The organism is Streptomyces sp. NPDC054757 (assembly GCF_053612185.1).
Map to the genome: position 1 here is coordinate 19,671 of NZ_JBSHBW010000015.1, position 14,994 is coordinate 34,664.

At 71.1% G+C, this 14,994-nt stretch carries 18 protein-coding genes; 7 read left to right on the forward strand and 11 right to left on the reverse strand.

Annotated features, from left to right (window positions below; genetic code table 11):
* The first annotated feature begins 43 nt into the window (after window positions 1–43).
* Entirely contained in the window at window positions 44–2,062 is a 2,019-nt protein-coding gene (locus ACWGKJ_RS18915) for an ABC transporter ATP-binding protein (RefSeq protein WP_385031587.1), read from the forward strand.
* Between the two features lie 31 nt (window positions 2,063–2,093).
* Here ACWGKJ_RS18915 and ACWGKJ_RS18920 read toward each other — a convergent pair whose 3' ends face one another.
* Window positions 2,094–2,765 carry an endonuclease V gene (locus tag ACWGKJ_RS18920; RefSeq protein ID WP_385031590.1) on the reverse strand — a complete coding sequence of 224 codons (672 nt, stop codon included), beginning with the start codon at window positions 2,763–2,765 and terminating at the stop codon, window positions 2,094–2,096.
* 200 nt (window positions 2,766–2,965) lie between these two features.
* Here ACWGKJ_RS18920 and ACWGKJ_RS18925 point away from each other — a divergent pair, with 200 nt between their 5' ends.
* Window positions 2,966–3,517 carry a DoxX family protein gene (locus ACWGKJ_RS18925; protein WP_385031593.1) on the forward strand — a complete coding sequence of 184 codons (552 nt, stop codon included), beginning with the start codon at window positions 2,966–2,968 and terminating at the stop codon, window positions 3,515–3,517.
* Between the two features lie 382 nt (window positions 3,518–3,899).
* Here ACWGKJ_RS18925 and ACWGKJ_RS18930 read toward each other — a convergent pair whose 3' ends face one another.
* From ACWGKJ_RS18930 to ACWGKJ_RS18940, 3 genes are all read right to left on the reverse strand, one after another.
* Complete coding sequence (locus ACWGKJ_RS18930) at window positions 3,900–4,262, reverse strand: DUF488 domain-containing protein (protein ID WP_385031596.1); 363 nt, start codon at window positions 4,260–4,262, stop codon at window positions 3,900–3,902.
* A 199-nt stretch (window positions 4,263–4,461) separates the two neighbouring features.
* The gene (locus ACWGKJ_RS18935; RefSeq protein ID WP_385031599.1) at window positions 4,462–4,719 is read right to left on the reverse strand and encodes a type B 50S ribosomal protein L31; all 258 of its coding nucleotides are present in this window, start codon (window positions 4,717–4,719) and stop codon (window positions 4,462–4,464) included.
* Window positions 4,720–4,799: 80 nt separating this feature from the next.
* On the reverse strand, window positions 4,800–5,039 hold the full coding sequence (locus ACWGKJ_RS18940) for a DUF6296 family protein (protein ID WP_385031602.1): 240 nt from the start codon (window positions 5,037–5,039) through the stop codon (window positions 4,800–4,802).
* A gap of 275 nt (window positions 5,040–5,314) precedes the next feature.
* On the opposite strand from ACWGKJ_RS18940, the gene ACWGKJ_RS18945 reads away from it, so the two are divergent.
* Window positions 5,315–5,506, forward strand: coding sequence for a DUF6381 family protein (locus tag ACWGKJ_RS18945; RefSeq protein WP_385031604.1), 192 nt, complete (start codon window positions 5,315–5,317; stop codon window positions 5,504–5,506).
* A gap of 37 nt (window positions 5,507–5,543) precedes the next feature.
* On the opposite strand, the gene ACWGKJ_RS18950 is transcribed toward ACWGKJ_RS18945, so the two are convergent.
* The 3 genes from ACWGKJ_RS18950 to ACWGKJ_RS18960 form a co-directional block, all read right to left on the reverse strand.
* A complete protein-coding gene (locus tag ACWGKJ_RS18950; protein ID WP_385031607.1) occupies window positions 5,544–5,945 on the reverse strand; it encodes a RidA family protein in 402 nt (133 codons plus the stop codon).
* 90 nt (window positions 5,946–6,035) lie between these two features.
* Entirely contained in the window at window positions 6,036–6,749 is a 714-nt protein-coding gene (locus ACWGKJ_RS18955) for an SDR family NAD(P)-dependent oxidoreductase (protein WP_385031610.1), read from the reverse strand.
* Window positions 6,750–6,823: 74 nt separating this feature from the next.
* Entirely contained in the window at window positions 6,824–7,807 is a 984-nt protein-coding gene (locus ACWGKJ_RS18960) for an amidohydrolase family protein (RefSeq protein WP_385031613.1), read from the reverse strand.
* A 112-nt stretch (window positions 7,808–7,919) separates the two neighbouring features.
* Here ACWGKJ_RS18960 and ACWGKJ_RS18965 point away from each other — a divergent pair, with 112 nt between their 5' ends.
* Window positions 7,920–8,372 carry a MarR family winged helix-turn-helix transcriptional regulator gene (locus tag ACWGKJ_RS18965; RefSeq protein ID WP_385031616.1) on the forward strand — a complete coding sequence of 151 codons (453 nt, stop codon included), beginning with the start codon at window positions 7,920–7,922 and terminating at the stop codon, window positions 8,370–8,372.
* Between the two features lie 110 nt (window positions 8,373–8,482).
* Here the strand turns inward: ACWGKJ_RS18965 and ACWGKJ_RS18970 are convergent, their stop codons facing one another.
* Window positions 8,483–9,937 carry an MFS transporter gene (locus ACWGKJ_RS18970; RefSeq protein WP_385031619.1) on the reverse strand — a complete coding sequence of 485 codons (1,455 nt, stop codon included), beginning with the start codon at window positions 9,935–9,937 and terminating at the stop codon, window positions 8,483–8,485.
* Between the two features lie 423 nt (window positions 9,938–10,360).
* On the opposite strand from ACWGKJ_RS18970, the gene ACWGKJ_RS18975 reads away from it, so the two are divergent.
* Entirely contained in the window at window positions 10,361–11,524 is a 1,164-nt protein-coding gene (locus tag ACWGKJ_RS18975; RefSeq protein WP_385031622.1) for a glutathione-independent formaldehyde dehydrogenase, read from the forward strand.
* Window positions 11,525–11,644: 120 nt separating this feature from the next.
* Window positions 11,645–11,839, forward strand: coding sequence for a hypothetical protein (locus tag ACWGKJ_RS18980; RefSeq protein WP_385031626.1), 195 nt, complete (start codon window positions 11,645–11,647; stop codon window positions 11,837–11,839).
* Window positions 11,840–11,911: 72 nt separating this feature from the next.
* On the opposite strand, the gene ACWGKJ_RS18985 is transcribed toward ACWGKJ_RS18980, so the two are convergent.
* Genes ACWGKJ_RS18985 through ACWGKJ_RS18995 form a run of 3 tightly spaced genes read right to left on the reverse strand, consistent with a single transcriptional unit; the run spans window position 11,912 to window position 13,783 of the window.
* Window positions 11,912–12,925, reverse strand: a complete 1,014-nt coding sequence (locus ACWGKJ_RS18985; RefSeq protein WP_385031629.1) for an iron-containing redox enzyme family protein — start codon at window positions 12,923–12,925, stop codon at window positions 11,912–11,914.
* Window positions 12,922–13,191 carry a CDGSH iron-sulfur domain-containing protein gene (locus ACWGKJ_RS18990; RefSeq protein WP_385031632.1) on the reverse strand — a complete coding sequence of 90 codons (270 nt, stop codon included), beginning with the start codon at window positions 13,189–13,191 and terminating at the stop codon, window positions 12,922–12,924. The genes ACWGKJ_RS18985 and ACWGKJ_RS18990 overlap by 4 nt, the downstream gene beginning before the upstream one ends.
* On the reverse strand, window positions 13,175–13,783 hold the full coding sequence (locus ACWGKJ_RS18995) for a HemK2/MTQ2 family protein methyltransferase (RefSeq protein ID WP_385031636.1): 609 nt from the start codon (window positions 13,781–13,783) through the stop codon (window positions 13,175–13,177). The genes ACWGKJ_RS18990 and ACWGKJ_RS18995 overlap by 17 nt, the downstream gene beginning before the upstream one ends.
* Window positions 13,784–14,246: 463 nt before the next feature.
* Here ACWGKJ_RS18995 and ACWGKJ_RS19000 point away from each other — a divergent pair, with 463 nt between their 5' ends.
* Window positions 14,247–14,915, forward strand: coding sequence for a PepSY domain-containing protein (locus tag ACWGKJ_RS19000; protein ID WP_385031639.1), 669 nt, complete (start codon window positions 14,247–14,249; stop codon window positions 14,913–14,915).
* Window positions 14,916–14,994: the final 79 nt, after the last annotated feature.

Sequence of the window (14,994 nt, forward strand, 5' to 3'; positions counted from 1 at the left end):
CCCCCGCCTGCTTTCCTGCCTGCACTGCCCGGAGGACACTCCCATGACCGAGCCGCTGCTGCGGATCGACGATCTGCATGTCGACATAGCGTCCCGCAACCGCACCGTCCACGCCCTCGACGGCGTCAGCCTGGATCTCGCCCCCGGCGAGGCCCTCGGCGTGGTCGGCGAGTCCGGCTGCGGCAAGACGATGACCGCGCTCAGCGTCCTCGGGCTGCTCCCGCCCGGCGGCGCCGTCTCATCGGGGCGGGTCCTCTTCGACGGACACGACCTCGCGTCGGCCGGTGAACCCGTGCTGCGCGACGTCCGGGGCAACACCATCGGGATGGTCTTCCAGGACCCGCTGACCTCCCTCAACCCCACCATGACCATCGGCGCGCAGGTCGCGGAACCCCTGCTGCTGCACCGGGACATCAGCAAGCAGGAGGCCTGGGCACGGGCCGAGGAGATGCTCGGTCTGGTCGGTATGCCCCAGCCGTCCGAGCGGATGAAGAACTACCCGCACCAGCTCTCCGGCGGTATGCGCCAGCGCGTCGCCATCGCCATGGCACTCGTCTGCGAACCCAAGCTCCTCATCGCCGACGAGCCGACCACGGCGCTCGACGTCACCACCCAGCACCAGATCCTGGAACTCATCGACGGGCTGCGCTCCCGCCTCGGCATGGCGATGATCCTGGTCACCCACGACCTCGGCGTCATCGCCAACCGGGTCGACCGGGTCGCCGTGATGTACGCGGGCAAGGTCGCCGAGACCTCCGGCGTACGGGACCTGTTCGCCCGCCCCAGGCACCGCTACACCCAGGCGCTCTTCGCCGCGCTCCCCGAGAAGGCCGTCGAGGGCGAGACCGAACTGCGCACCATCCCCGGGCTGCCGCCGAACCTCGCCACCGCCCAGCAGGGCTGCCGGTTCGCCGCGCGCTGCGCCTTCGCCACCGACGTCTGCCGCGCCGATGAGCCGCAGCTGACCGGGGACGACCACAGGTTCGCCTGCTTCCACCCCGTACCGGAGGAGGGTGAGCCGGGCCTCGTGGAGGCCCGCCCCGCCGGACAGGAGACCGCATCGGTCGTCCCGGACGGCGCCACCCTCCTCGAAGTCGTGGACCTGCGCAAGGACTTCCCGCTCACCGGCGGCCCGTTCTCCCGCAAGCGCGGCACGGTCAGCGCCGTCGGCGGGGTCTCGCTGACGGTCCGCAAGGGCGAGACCTTCGGCATGGTCGGTGAGTCCGGCTGCGGCAAGACCACCATCGGCCGCATGATCGCCGGTCTTGAGGACCCCACGGCGGGGTCGATCGTCTTCGAGGGCCAGGACCTGGCCACCATGGACCGGGGCCAGCGCCGCGCCCACCGCCGCCGGATCCAGCTGATGTTCCAGGACTCCGCCGCCGCCATGGACCCGCGGATGCGGATCGGCACCATCCTGCGCGAACCGCTCGTCATCCAGGGCGTCGGGGACCGGGCCGAACAGGACCGGATCGTCGCCGGGCTCCTCGACGCGGTCGGGCTGCCGCGCGGCGCCGTCGACCGCTACCCGCACGAGTTCTCCGGCGGCCAGCGCCAGCGGCTCGGCCTGGCCCGCGCGCTGACGCTCTCTCCCGACCTGATCGTCGCGGATGAACCGGTCTCCGCGCTCGACGTCTCCGTCCAGGCCCAGATCCTCAACCTGATGCGCGAACTCCAGCGCGACCGCGAGCTGACGTACCTCTTCATCTCGCACGATCTCGCCGTGGTCCGCTACCTGGCCGACACGGTCGGCGTGATGTACCTCGGCAAGCTGGTCGAGTCGGGCCCGGCCGAACAGGTGTACGCGAACCCCCTCCACCCGTACACCCGCGGCCTCCTCGACACGGTCAACGTCCCGGACCCCGAGACCGCCGGATCCGGGCGCGCGCCGCTCGGCGGCGAGACGCCGTCCGCAGCGAACCCGCCGTCGGGCTGCCGGTTCCGCACCCGCTGCCCGATCGCCAAGGACATCTGCGCCGAGACGGAACCGGCAGCCAGCACCCCGGACGGCGCCGACCACCAGGTGGCCTGCCACTTCCCGCTGGTGCGGGCGGCGGCCTGACCGGGCCGGAGCACCGCGCGGGGCGGCGCCGTTACGCGACCGCCTCGCGCAGCGCCCTCCGGCAGAGCGCGTCGGCTCGCCGGGTGGACTCCGGCAGCCGGTAGTCGGGGGAGAGCCGCAGGGTCTGGGCGCAGGCGTTGTCGAGGGAGACCCGGTGCCCCACGGAGACGAAGACCGGCTTGATCCCGTCCTGGGTGCGCAGCGCCCGGCCCACCTCCGCGCCGTCGTCGGCGAGCAGCGGCGTCTGCGCACCGCGCCGGGCGCCCGGCTGCTCGTACGAGAAGGTGAAGGGATTCTTCGCCACCCCGATCACCGGCAGCCCCGTCAGCACCCCGAGATGGCTGGCGAGGCCGAACCGCCGTGGATGCGCGAGCCCGTACCCGTCGCATACGACAAGACCGGGACCGGCGGTGAGCGCTTCGAGGGCTGCCAGGACGGTCGGGATCTCGCGGAACGCGAGCAGCCCCGGCACATACGGGAAGGTCACCCGGCCCACCGCCGTGGCCTCGTCGACCACGGCCAGCGTCACGGCGTCCAGCACCACGGCGGCGGCCGCGACCACGTCCCGCTCGTCGTCGTACGCCACATCGACACCTGTGATCAGCCCGGTTCCCGGGGCGGGGCCCGGCTCGTCCAGCACCACCCGGGCGCGGAGTTCGTCCTGGACCTCGCGGGCTGCCGTCTCGTCGGCCGGTGTCTCCATGGGCCTCACCCTACGAGGGCCGCCCCGGGCCGTCCGAAGCCCGCTGTGACCTGCGACGTCACCCGAATGGAGCAACCCCGGTGCGAGCGGTCCGTACCGGGCGAGGAGAGTGGATACGTACGCCCGCCGCCGGGACCGCCGCCACGGCCCCGTGGGCGGTCGGCACAGCTGATCCGCTGCCACAGATCTGGAGATCTCCGATGACCTGCATCAACCGGCACGACCTCGGACTGCTCGCCCTGCGGGCCGGCACCGGGGCGGTGCTCGTCGCCCATGGTTCGCAGAAGCTGTTCGGCTGGTTCGGCGGCGGCGGGCTCGCGGGTACCGCGGCGGGGATGGAGCACATGGGATTCCTGCCCGGGCACCGGAACGCGGTCGCCGCGGGCCTCGGCGAGGCGGGCGGCGGGGCGATGCTCGCGCTCGGCCTGGGTACGCCCGTGGCCGGCGCCGCCGTGGCGGGCACCATGGCAGGAGCGGTCGCCGTGCACGCGCCCGCCGGTTTCTTCGCCCAGTCCGGCGGATACGAGTACCCGGCGTTCCTGGGCTTCACCGCCGCCGCCATCGGCGTCGCGGGAGCGGGGCGCTACTCCCTCGACCACGCCACAGGACGCCGCTTCGACCGGCCCTGGATGCTGGCCCTGGCCTTCGCCGGAAGCGCCCTGGCGAGCGCCGCTGTGGTCAGCAAGCGGAACAAGGCACAGGCCGCCAGGGCGAAGGCCGAGGCGGACGAGGTGCCGGGCGCCGGGGCGTAACGGCCGCGCGATCCGGGCGGGGCGGCAGCTGGGGGAGGGGCGGCCGTCGCGCCCCGGTCGGCGCGACCGGCGGGGAGACGCGGCCCCTACGCGCCCGCCCCGGGGCCCGAAAGGGTGCGGATGCCCGCGAGGATGCACTGCACCCCGAAGGCGAAGTTCGGGTCACGGATCTGCGCAGCGGTCATGGTCGCGGGCGACGGCGAGAGGAGCCCTACCGGCGGACGTGCACGTCGGAGAGGTGGTCATGGCCGCGCACCATCGACTGCAGGAGGCGGAGCTGGGGTGACGGCACGTCAATTCCCTCTCAGGGCAGCCGGACTCGCATCACCTTGCCGTCTTCTGGCCCTTCCCACCGGAGACAGGCACTCGCGGTGGACAGCCCTCAGGTCCGCAACAGATCGGCGAGGACCGTGGCCTGGCTGATGTCCGCGCGTTTGGTCGCCGTCAGAAGCGTCAGCTTCCGCTTCCTCGCGAGGTCACGCAGATGGGTCAGGGCTTCGGCGCGTCCGGTGTCCTCCAGCTCGCTCCGGTAGCGGCGGCCGAACTCCTCGAACCGCTCGGGGTCGTGGCCGTACCACTTGCGCAGGTCGGTGGAGGGGGCCACGGCCTTGCACCACTCGTCCAGGTCCGCCTTCTCCTTGGAGAGGCCCCGCGGCCAGATGCCGTCGACCAGGACCCGTGCGCCGTCCCCTGACGACGGGTCCTCGTACACCCGTCGTACCTCCACCTTCGGTCGTGCCGCCATGGGCGCCGCCTCCTGACGATCTCCCGGGGCATCCCCTAAGGGCTGTCCCGCAATCCCTGGCGGGCGCACGACGACAGCTACGGCACCTCGCCGCGTTGTCGGAACGCCCGAATACATCCAGTATGCGGACGCCCCTCCGCCTTGCGATGCACCGCATCTGACGCCGCGCGCCGATCCACCAGGGGTTACGGGACAGCCCTTAGTCCGGCTGCCCGCCTTCGCCGTACCGCTTCTCGAATTTGGCGACCTGGCCCTCGGAGTCGACCACCCGCGCCTTCCCTGTGTAGAACGGGTGGCTCTCCGCGGAGATCTCCACATCGATCACCGGGTACGTCTGCCCGTCGTCCCAGGCGATGGTCTGGTCGCTCCCCGCCGTGGACCTGGTGAGAAACGCGTATCCGGCGGAGCGGTCGCGGAAGACGACCGGCCCGTACGAGGGGTGCTTGTCCTCTTTCATCTACTGCTCCTTGCCGATGGTTCACGGTTCACGTGTGCACGCGGGCGGGTGCCGAGAGCGCGCGGGGCCCGGCAGCGGCCTCAGGTTCGGTGCGGGTGGACCTCCAGCGGAGCCGCATGCGCCTGATGGCCTCCCGACGCCAGCATGCGCACCTCGCCGCCCCGGCTGATCTCCGCGCGTACGATGCCCGTCCCGTCGGCGTAGACCGGGGAGCCGCCCGCGCCCGTCATCGTGGTGCGCCGGACGAGGACGGTGTCGCTTCCTTCGCCGGGTGTGCTGAACACGAGCTCATAGCTTTCCGGAAATTCAGAAGTGTTCATGGTTGGCTCACGCTTCCCGGTTGAGCTGCGCCTTTGCGAGTACGCCCCCGTACGTGCACCGGCACGCCGACCGGAACCCCGTACCCACCACCATGCAGGGTTCCGCCTCCCCGCGCATGCTGAGCTGCACGGGGAGTGCGGGATCGCTCTTCTCCCGTACGGTCTGTGAAGTGTGTGACCACCTGGGATGCGGGGCGAACCGGTACCTGGTTCGCTGAGGGGGAGCCCTTCCAGATCTCCCTTCCAGGACTCCCTTCGAGACACCAGGAGCTGTGATGAGCGGTGCGGACGAGAGCGGCGGCCGGGTCCGGCAGATGCGCGCCAAGGCGAAGGACCTGAAGGAAGCGGCCGAGCGCAGCACTGACCCCGAGGAGCGGCGCCGGCTCAACGAGAAGGCCAGCAGGCTGGACCGGCAGAGCGAGCAGGAGAGCAGCATGGCGGCCGGGGACATCTACCCGTCCGAGTGACCCCGGTACGGCAGGGCGAACCGGGGCACCCGGCGTGTTATCCCACGAGCGCCAACGCCTCTATCTCCAGCACCAGTTCGGGCCGGAACAATGCCACGACCTGGACCGCGGTGCAGGCGGGCTGACGCGTGGCGTCGATGTACTCGTCGCGTACGGAGCGGACAGCGGAGAGATGGGCGACATCGGTGACGTAGAAGGTGAACTTGATGACGTCGTCGAACGTCGCGCCCGCGGCCGTCAGACAGCGGCGCAGGTTCTCGAACACCTGCCGTGCCTGCGCGGCGGGGTCGTCCGCCCCGACGACCTCGCCCCGGCTGTCGAGCGCCACCTGCCCGGAGAGTGCGACCAGCCTGCCGGAGCCGGTCACCACATGGGTGTAGCCCTTACCCGGCGCGACGCCTTCCGGAGCGGCTATGTGGGTGAGATGTGATTCGTTCATGCCTGGAATCCTCACCGGAATAGGCCGACCCCACCAGCGCTTATCCCGCAGTGCGGCCATGCGGGGCACGCATGGCCGCACCCGGTCGGGTCACCAGGGAACGGGCTCGCCGTCGCGGTCCAGGTAGGCAAGGCCCTTGGTGCCGAGGCGTGAGAGCAGTACGTCCACGAGGAGCGGGATGCTCTCCCGCACCGTGTACGGGGCGTCGGCGCCGCCGAGTTCGGTGCTGATCCAGCCCGGGGCCAGGAGCAGCAGGGCGCGGTCGTTGTCGGCCTGGCGGTTGGCGTAGCTGCGCATGAACATGTTGAGCGCCGCTTTGCTGCCGCGGTAGACCTCGCGTCCCGCTCTGGTGTTGTTGGTGATGCTGCCCTGCCCCGAGGACATGATCCCGATCAGGCCACTGGTGCTCACCAGGCCGTCGAGCGCCTCGATGACGCGCAGCGGGCTGAGGGCGTTGGTCACCATGACGTCGATGAAGTCCTGGGTGGGGACGGAACCGATGGGGGTCTGCTCGTTGTTCGTGGTGCCCGCGTTCACGAAGAGGATGTCGAGCCGCGCTCCGGACAGGCGTTCGCGCAGAGGCGTGAGTTCCCCGGGCTCGGTGACGTCCAGGTGTTCGATGCGGATGTGTCCGGGGTGCTGGTCGGCGAGGTCGTGCAGCGGGGTGCGGGTGGTGCCTCGGACGGTGCCGATGACCGACCATCCACGGTCGGCGAGTTCGGCCGCCATGGCACATCCGAGGCCACGGGACGCACCGACGATCAGGGCGGTGGGGGTGTGCTCGTCGGCGGTGGACCGCGACATGGCGCATCGTCTCCGTTTCCGGGGTGGGGGGCTCTTCTGGGTTCGGCGTTACGGGGCGGGGCGGAGCCCGCCGGTCAGGGTGCGGTGCGGTCGATACCGAAGAGCGTGGCGGCGTTGGCGGAGCTGACCTTGTGCCGGTCGGTATCGGTGGGGATATGGCCGAAGAAGGAGTCGATCTCGGCTCGGGTGGGCTGCTGGAAGGGGTAGTCGGTCGAGAAGATCAGCCGGTCGGTGGTCGTCACGGTCAGGGCGTGTCGCAGCAGGGCGGGGCTGAGCATCCCCGAGGTGGTGATGAAGACGTTGGTACGGATGTACTCCGAGACCGTGCGCTGGAGGCCGGCGATGCGGGAGAGGCTGTCGGCCCGGTCCAGCCAGAAGAGCAGCAACTCGCCCCAGTGGCCCAGCACGATCTGCAGATCGGGGTGGCGGTCGAAGGCGCCGCGCAGGATGAGCCGCAGTGCCGCGGTCGCCGCTTCCAGGTGCCAGCCCCAGCCGAAGGTGGCAAGACCCAGGTCGGTCGTCGGGTCGAAGCCCCGGTAGGCGGCGTCACGCAGCGCGTCGGAGGGGATCTGCGGATGGATGAAGACCGGCTGGCGCAGGTCGGCGGCGGTGGCGAAGAAGTCGTCGTAGGCGGGGTCGTCGAGGAACCGGTCGCCGGACCGGCCGTAGACCATGGTCCCCACGTGGCCCTGGGCCGCGGCCCGTTCGAGTTCGGCGGCGACATGGCGCGGGGACGACATCGGGAGGGTCGACAGTGAACGGAACCGTGCCGGGTGGATGCCGACCGCCTCGGTGGCGGTGTCGTTCGCGAGGCGGCTGAGTGCGAGCGCCTCGTCGGGGGGCAGTGACTGGGTCCCCGGCGGCGTGAGGGCGAGGACGGCCAGGTCGATCCCCTGGGCATCCATGGTGGCGATGCGGCCGGCTCCGAGGTCTTCGAGACGCTGGAGGGTGTCGCCCCGCTCATTGAAGAGGAGGCTCTCGTCCGGGTGGGCGACGGCCTTCAGGGCGGAGGTCAGCTCCGGCAGCATCCAGTGTTCTTCGATGCCGATGAGGTCCATGATCGGCGTCCCTCCGCTCGGGCGATTCGTTCCATGTGCGGGCAAAGCTAGGCTCACCTCAAGTACCTGTCAAACGATAACGATCGATCGATAGGTAAATTACACTGTGAGGGTGGACGAGAAGCAGAAGGCCAGACTGTTCGAGCTCGCTGACCTGATCCTGGCGATCAGTCGGCATATTCATGCTGCCAAGGCGGAGACAGGAGAGCCGTGGACGCCGCTCGAAGCGGCGGTCATGCGCTTCGTCGACCACCAGCCGGGCGCCACGGCGGGCCAGGCCGCCGAGTCGACCCGGCTGATCTCCAGCAACTTCAGCCGGGCCCTGCGCAAGCTGGAGCAGAAGGGGCTGGTGCGCCGCGAAACCGACCCCGAGGACGCGCGGCGCGTACGCCTGTATCCGACGCCGAAGGCGGGCGAGAACCTGCGGTACCTCCAGGACGCCTGGGGTGGCCTTCTGGACGAGGCCGTGCCCGACACCGTCGAGGCGGATGAAGTGATCGCCGTACTGCGGCGCATCGAGGCCCAGCTACTGGCCCGAAGCCGCAGTGGCCCGAACCGGGGTTGAACCCGCCACCGGAGCCCCGGGGGAGCCAGGACGACCGGCGGGCGGCTCGCGTTCGCACGGCCCGGCCACCGGTTGCCGGTTGGCGAGCCCGCTTCTGCGGTTCCCGCTGCTCACCCGCGCCTGATGCGGTTCGCGACGACGTCCGCCACCGCGGCGATCAGCGCGGCGACCACGAACGCCACCGACACGATCAGGCCGTGGTCGTACGCGGTCGGCCAGCCCTCCGTCACCTGGGCGAAGAACACCGAGCCCACCGCGGCGATCCCGACCGCGGAGCCCACCCGCTGTCCGGTCTGGAGTGTGCCGCCGGCGCTGCCCGCCATCGCCACCGGGACCTCCGAAAGCGTCAGCGTCTGGTTGGGGGCGATGACGAGGCCGCTCCCCAGCCCGGCCAGCAGCAGCGGCCCCGCCATCGCCCACCCCGCCCCGTGGCCCGGCACCATGTGCACCGCCAGGGCCGTGCCGCCAAGGCCGACCGCCACCATGGTCAGCCCGGTGGCGATGAGAGGCCGGCCGAAACGGCTCACCAGCCGGCCTCCCAGGGCCGCCGTGGCCCCGGAGCCGAGCGCGAAGGGGGTGATGGCCAGCCCGGCGAGCAGCGCGCTGTAGTGCAGCCCGCTCTGCAGATAGAGCGTGCTGATGAAGAAGATGGAGGTGAACCCGGCGAAGTACAGCAGGATCAGCAGGCACCCCAGCCAGTACGAACGCACCCGGAAGAGCGCGATGTTCAGTACGGGCTGGATGCCGTACCCCGAGCAGCGCGACTCCCACCAGGTGAAACCACCGAGCAGCAGCAGCGCCACCAGGAGCAGCAGCCACTTCTGCGGACCGTGCCACTGCTGGGCCTGGACGAAGGGCAGCAGCAGCGCCAGTACGCCGGTGCCGAGCAGGAACACCCCGAGGGGGTCGAGGTCGCGCATACGCACATGACCGGCGGTCGGGGTGTCCGGCAGCAGCCGCCGGGCCAGCGGCAGGCAGATGGCGCCCAGCGGAAGGTTGACGTAGAAGACCCACCGCCAGCCTTCCTGCGCACCGGCCGCCTGGATCAGCAGTCCGCCCAGCAGCGGCCCCACCGCTGTCGAGAGGCCCACCACGGTGCCGAACATCCCGAAGGCCCGGCCGCGCTCGCTGCCGGAGAACATCTGCTGGATCAGCGCGGAGATCTGAGGCGAGATCAGCCCGCCCGCCACCCCCTGCACCAGCCGCGCGATCACCAGCCAGGTGCTCGACTGGGCCGCACCGCAGGCGGCGGACGCGACGGTGAAGAGCGCGAGGCCCGCCATGAAGACCGCACGGCGGCCCCGCGCGTCGCCCAGCCGTCCCGCCGGGATGAGGAAGAGGCCGAAGGCGAGGGCGTACCCGGACAGCACCCACTGCAGATCGGATTCGGGGGTGCGCAGCCCTTCGCGGATCGAGGGCAGCGCGACATTGACGATGGAGACATCGAGCAGGGTCATGAATCCGGCGATCAGGCACACCCCGAGCGCCGCCCAGCGCCGCGGGTCCGGCCCCCCGGACGTGCCGCCCGGGCCGGAACCCGAATCGCTCACGGGCTGTGAAGCCACAGCATGCTTCCTTTCCTCCGGATCTCCGGACGCCGTCCCCGGCCCCCCGAGGCGGTCCGGCCGCGGCCCGCGCCGTCTTCCACCGGATGCCTCACCCGATTCGCCTCGAACATCCTCACGCGGAGGGACAGCCGTGGCATCTCGGCGCCCGCGATCTCACCGCCCGCGGGCGGTGAGCGTTGTGGACCCGGCCGCGGATTTGACAGGGCCCCGGGTGGTGGGACGGTTGATGAGGCGCCCGGTTCGGCCGCCTCGCCGGTGAGGACCGGCCGTAAGGGACCCGGGGGATCACCCCGTGGTGGTCCGGAAGGTGTCCCCGGCCGTGCGCCGTCAACAGGCCGGCGCAGCCCGCCGCGAGTGGATCCCAGCAGGTCGTGGCCTCTGCGTCCGGACGCGAGCAGCAGAAAGGGCGGCGGTCTCGTCATGCGGGCAGCAGTGTACGAAGGACCTCGGACGGTCACAGTGAAGGACGTGCCGGACGCGAGGATCGAGCACCCCTGCGACATCATCGTGAAGATCACCAGCACCAACATCTGCGGCTCCGACCTCCATATGTACGAGGGGCGGACCTCGTTCGAGACCGGGCGCACACTCGGGCACGAGAACCTGGGGCAGGTCGTGGAGGTGGGGCCGGGGGTCAGCAAGGTCAAGGCCGGTGAGTACGTCGTCCTCCCGTTCAACATCGCCTGCGGCTTCTGCAAGCAGTGCGAGAAGGGGCTGACCAGCTACTGCCTGACCATGCAGCCGGAACCCGCCCTGGCGGGGGCCGCGTACGGATTCGCCGAGATGGGCACCTACCAGGGCGGACAGGCCGAGCTGCTGCGCGTCCCGTACGGAGACTTCAACGCCCTGCGGCTCGGGGAGGACGCCGCCGAGCGGCAGGTGGACTACGTGATGCTGTCGGACATCTTCCCCACCGGCTACCACGCCACCGAGATGGCGGACGTCAAGCCGGGGGACCAGACCCTTGTGTACGGCGCGGGCCCGGTCGGCCTGATGGCCGCCTACTCGGCGCTCCTCAAGGGCGCGGGGCGCGTGTGGGTCGCCGACCACCAGCCGGACAGGCTGCGGATCGCCGAGGAGATCGGGGCGATCCCGATCGACACCAGCCGACAGGATCCGGCCGAGGTCGTCAAGGAGGCGACACTCGGACTGGGCGCCGACAACGGCTGCGAGTGCGTCGGCTACCAGGCGCACGACCCCCAGGGCAAGGAGGACGCGGCCCTGACCCTGAACGGGCTCATCGACGCCGTGCGGTTCACCGGGTCACTGGGCGTGGTGGGTATCTTCCTGCCCGAGGATCCGGGCGGTGCCCAGGCCCAGGGAGAACTCGAAGGGCAGGGCAAGATCGCCATCGACTACGGGCTGATGTGGTTCAAGGGCCAGCGGATGGGGACCGGTCAGGCACCGGTCAAGCGGTACAACCGCGCCCTGCGCGATCTGATCGCCGGAGGGAAGGCCGAGCCGAGCTTCCTGGTCTCCCACGAACTCGACCTGGACGCGGCGCCCACCGCGTACGAGAAGTTCGACGCGCGCGAGGAGGGATGGACCAAGGTCGTGCTCCATCCGAACGGCTCCTCCGCCTGACGGCGGCGGCGGGCGGTTCCGCCCGAGTGCGGGACCGCCGGCGAGCATCTAGGACATATTTGTCGCAAATTGCGGGTATTTACCCACCCAGGTTGTTCACGCCACGACAATGAGGTCCCCATGGCCAACACCCATAACGACGACGATGACGAGTTCTACTCGCGCGACCGGCCCGACCATCCCGTACTGCCGGAGGACCGCCCGCGCGGGGGACAGCCCAGGTACCCCTTGCAGCACCGGGGGCCGTGGACGGCGGCGGCCGTCGTCGTCGCGATCATCGTGCTGATCATCGTGGGGGTGGCGCTGTTCCCGTGACGGGGCCCGCTGTCCCCGTACGGGGCCCGGTGCCGCCGGGGGGTCCGCGACCGTGGGGTCGGGCGTCCTGCCTCAGGCGGTACGAAGAGCGGAACGGCCTGCGCGCCACTCACCCAGCAGATGGGCGGCCAGCCGCTCCTCCAGGAACACCGTGGCATCCGCACCGAAAGCCACATCGTCCCGCAGATACGGCTCGTCGGTGAGCAGCCCGCCGGTCACCTCTCGGCGCACGATCTGCTCGTGCACCGCGTCCGCCTCGACATGCTCGTCGTAGAACCGCACGGCGGCGGGACCCGCTCCGAGACGCCGCATCGCCTGCGCGAGGCGGCGCGATCCGGGCGGCGACGTCACCTCGACACAGGCGAAATGACCGACCAGGGCGCCACGCAGCGCCCGGTGCAGCCCGAACAGCGTCATCAGGTTCACCGTCGCGAGTACGGAGGCGGGCGCCGACCCCAGATAGTGGCCGTAGCGGGTGTCGAGGCCGAGATCCGTCATGAGGTCGGCGAAGAGCTGTGCGTGTACGTCCTCGGCCCGGCCGGCGCCGAACTCGTCGTACTCGATCGCGGTCATCGCCGCCTTCGCCCGGCCGCTGAGCCGCGGGATCACCCAGACATGCGGATCGGCCTCCTTGAGGTGGTAGAGCGAGCGCAGGGCGGCGTACTCGCGCATCTGCCACAACTCGCCCTCGTGCTCCAGGTGGTACGCCACACTGCCCCGCGCGTCGGCGGGCTCCACCAGAAGTTCGCCGAACACGTCGTCGGTGCTGCGGCCCGCCGGGACATCTTCGCGCAGACCGGCGAGGAAGCGCTCTTCCAGGGCCCCGCGCAGCGGCATCAGAGCGGGATCCCACTCACGGTGGTCGGCGACCCCCGCGAAGCCGCGGTAGTGCAGCTCGTAGAGCAGGTACAGGGACAGCTGGAGGTCCTCGCCGTACGGGTCGGCCTCCGCCGCCTCCTGCGTGCCTGGCGGGGCCGCGGACTCCGCGGTGAGGGCGGCGATGACACCCGCCGACAGCGGACCCCGGTGGGCGGGCAGTACGGGCCCGGCGCGGTACCGCCGGGGATCGGCCGTCGCAGCGGTCATGAGGCGGGCTCCCCGGGGTGGCCGGGGCGATGGCCGGGCGGGGACGTACGCCGGTGGCCGCGGTGGCTGGTGTCGCACCAGGGATAGGTGCGGCTGCGCCGGCAGGTGCAGAGGGCAACGGTGAACCGCTCGGAGACGACACGTGTGCCGTCGTCCAGGGTCACTTCCACCGGGCCCTCGATCAGGACGGGACCGCCGGGGTCGACAGCCACCCGCCTCGGCCGTTCGGAGGGCCGGTCGGAGGACCGCTCAGCGTCGCTCGGCACGGATCACCACCAGCTCCTCCGTGTCGTCGGCGGGCCCGATCAGCCCCTGCGCGCGGAGCCAGGGCAGCCGGGCGGTCAGTACGGGCCCGAACGGGACGTCCGCCCGGTCGATGACCGAGCACCGCAACCCGGCCTGCGTGAGCTGCCGCAGCGTCGCCGGGGCGCCGCAGAGACCGGAGTGCACCATCAGCAGCACCCCCCGCGGGCCCAGCAGCGACGGGGCGTGCGCACAGACGCGGTCGAGCACATGCCTGCCGTCGTGCCCGGCGTCCCACGCGCGGACCCGGCCCCGGACCGGAGGCAGGGCCCGATCGGCGGGCACATACGGAGGGTTGCACACCACGACGTCGAAGGTGCGGTCCCAGGGGACCGACAGATCGCCGCGCCGCACCCGGATGCGGTGACCGCCCCGCAGAGCGTTGACGCGGGCGGTCGCCACCGCCCGCCTGGATATGTCGACGGCCGAGACCTCGGCCCCCATACGAGCGGCCAGCAGCGCGAGCGCTCCGCCTCCCGTGCACACATCGAGCACGTTCATTCCGGCGGTGACACCTTCGGCCCGGAGTGCGCGCGCGAGAAGACAGGTGTCCATCTGGGGCGCATACACGCCGGGAAGCGTCCAGATCGAACGGGGAAACCCGGAGAGACCGAGCAGACCGGTAAGGCCGGGGAGGCCGGAGTGTCCGGCGGGCCCCGGGCGGTGTCCCGGAGATCCCGGCCGGGTTCCGGGGCCGGCCCTGGCTGCGGTGCCACTCGTCGTGAGCCTCACGGATCCAGCCTCCGTGCCGGCGCCGTGTGCCGCCACTCGGGCGAGGGCGAGGGCGAGGGCGAGAGCGAGGACGAGGGCCTTGGCCTTCCGGCCCGGCTTCCGGAGCCGTACGGACCGTAGCCGACGGGCAAACGCCGTCGAGGACTGAGCCGCCCCACCGGACGGAGCGGTGGCGGCCGGGCGGCTGTGGCGGCGGACCGCGTCGCTCCCGTACGCCTGCGTGCCACGCCTCTAGAGTCCCTTCGGCAGGACGTAAACGGACTTTTTCTGGCGAAGGAGTTACTCAATGGTGCGGAACGGTCGTACAGGCGCCCTCACAGTGATCGCGGCGACGGGTGCGTTGCTGCTGTGCGGGTGCTCGGGTTCCGGCGGGCACGCCCCGTCGCACGGAACCGCGGCCTCGCAGTCGTCTCCCAGCGGTTCACCCAGCTCTTCACCGGGCGCTGCGTCCAGCCCTTCCGGGCACCTGACGGAGGATCAGTCCGAGCGCAAGGCGCTGATCCCGGCGGCCAAGGTGAATTACGAGAAGGCGGCCAAGGCCGCCGTCACAGCGGTGCCCGGCTCCGAGCCGGTCTCCGTGGAGCTCGAACGGGGCGCGAACGGCAAACCGGTGTGGAAGACAGAGGTCGCCAAGAGCGACGGCACCAGCAGCAAGGTGCCCGTTGACGCCACCACCGGCAAGGCGGGGCAGCCGCGGACCGAGACGGACGAGGACAGCGAGGACCGGGCCAAGCTGGCCGCTCGTCTGAAGCGGGCGAAGGTGACGATGTATCAGGCCGCCGCCACCGCAACGGGCCGCAAGAAGGGCACGGTCAGCACCGCCGAACTGGACGACGAGAACGGCACCCTGGTCTGGAAGATCGACGTCGTGACGCACACGGACTGGAACAAGACGACGTTCGACGTCGACGCCGGCAGCGGCAAGGTGGTGCGCGAGAAGGTCGACCGCGACTGAGCCGGACCGTGCGCGGGCCGACCCGCGCAGGACCGCGCCCATGCCTCCGCCCCGGGGGTTGAGCTGCCTGTGCGGCTCA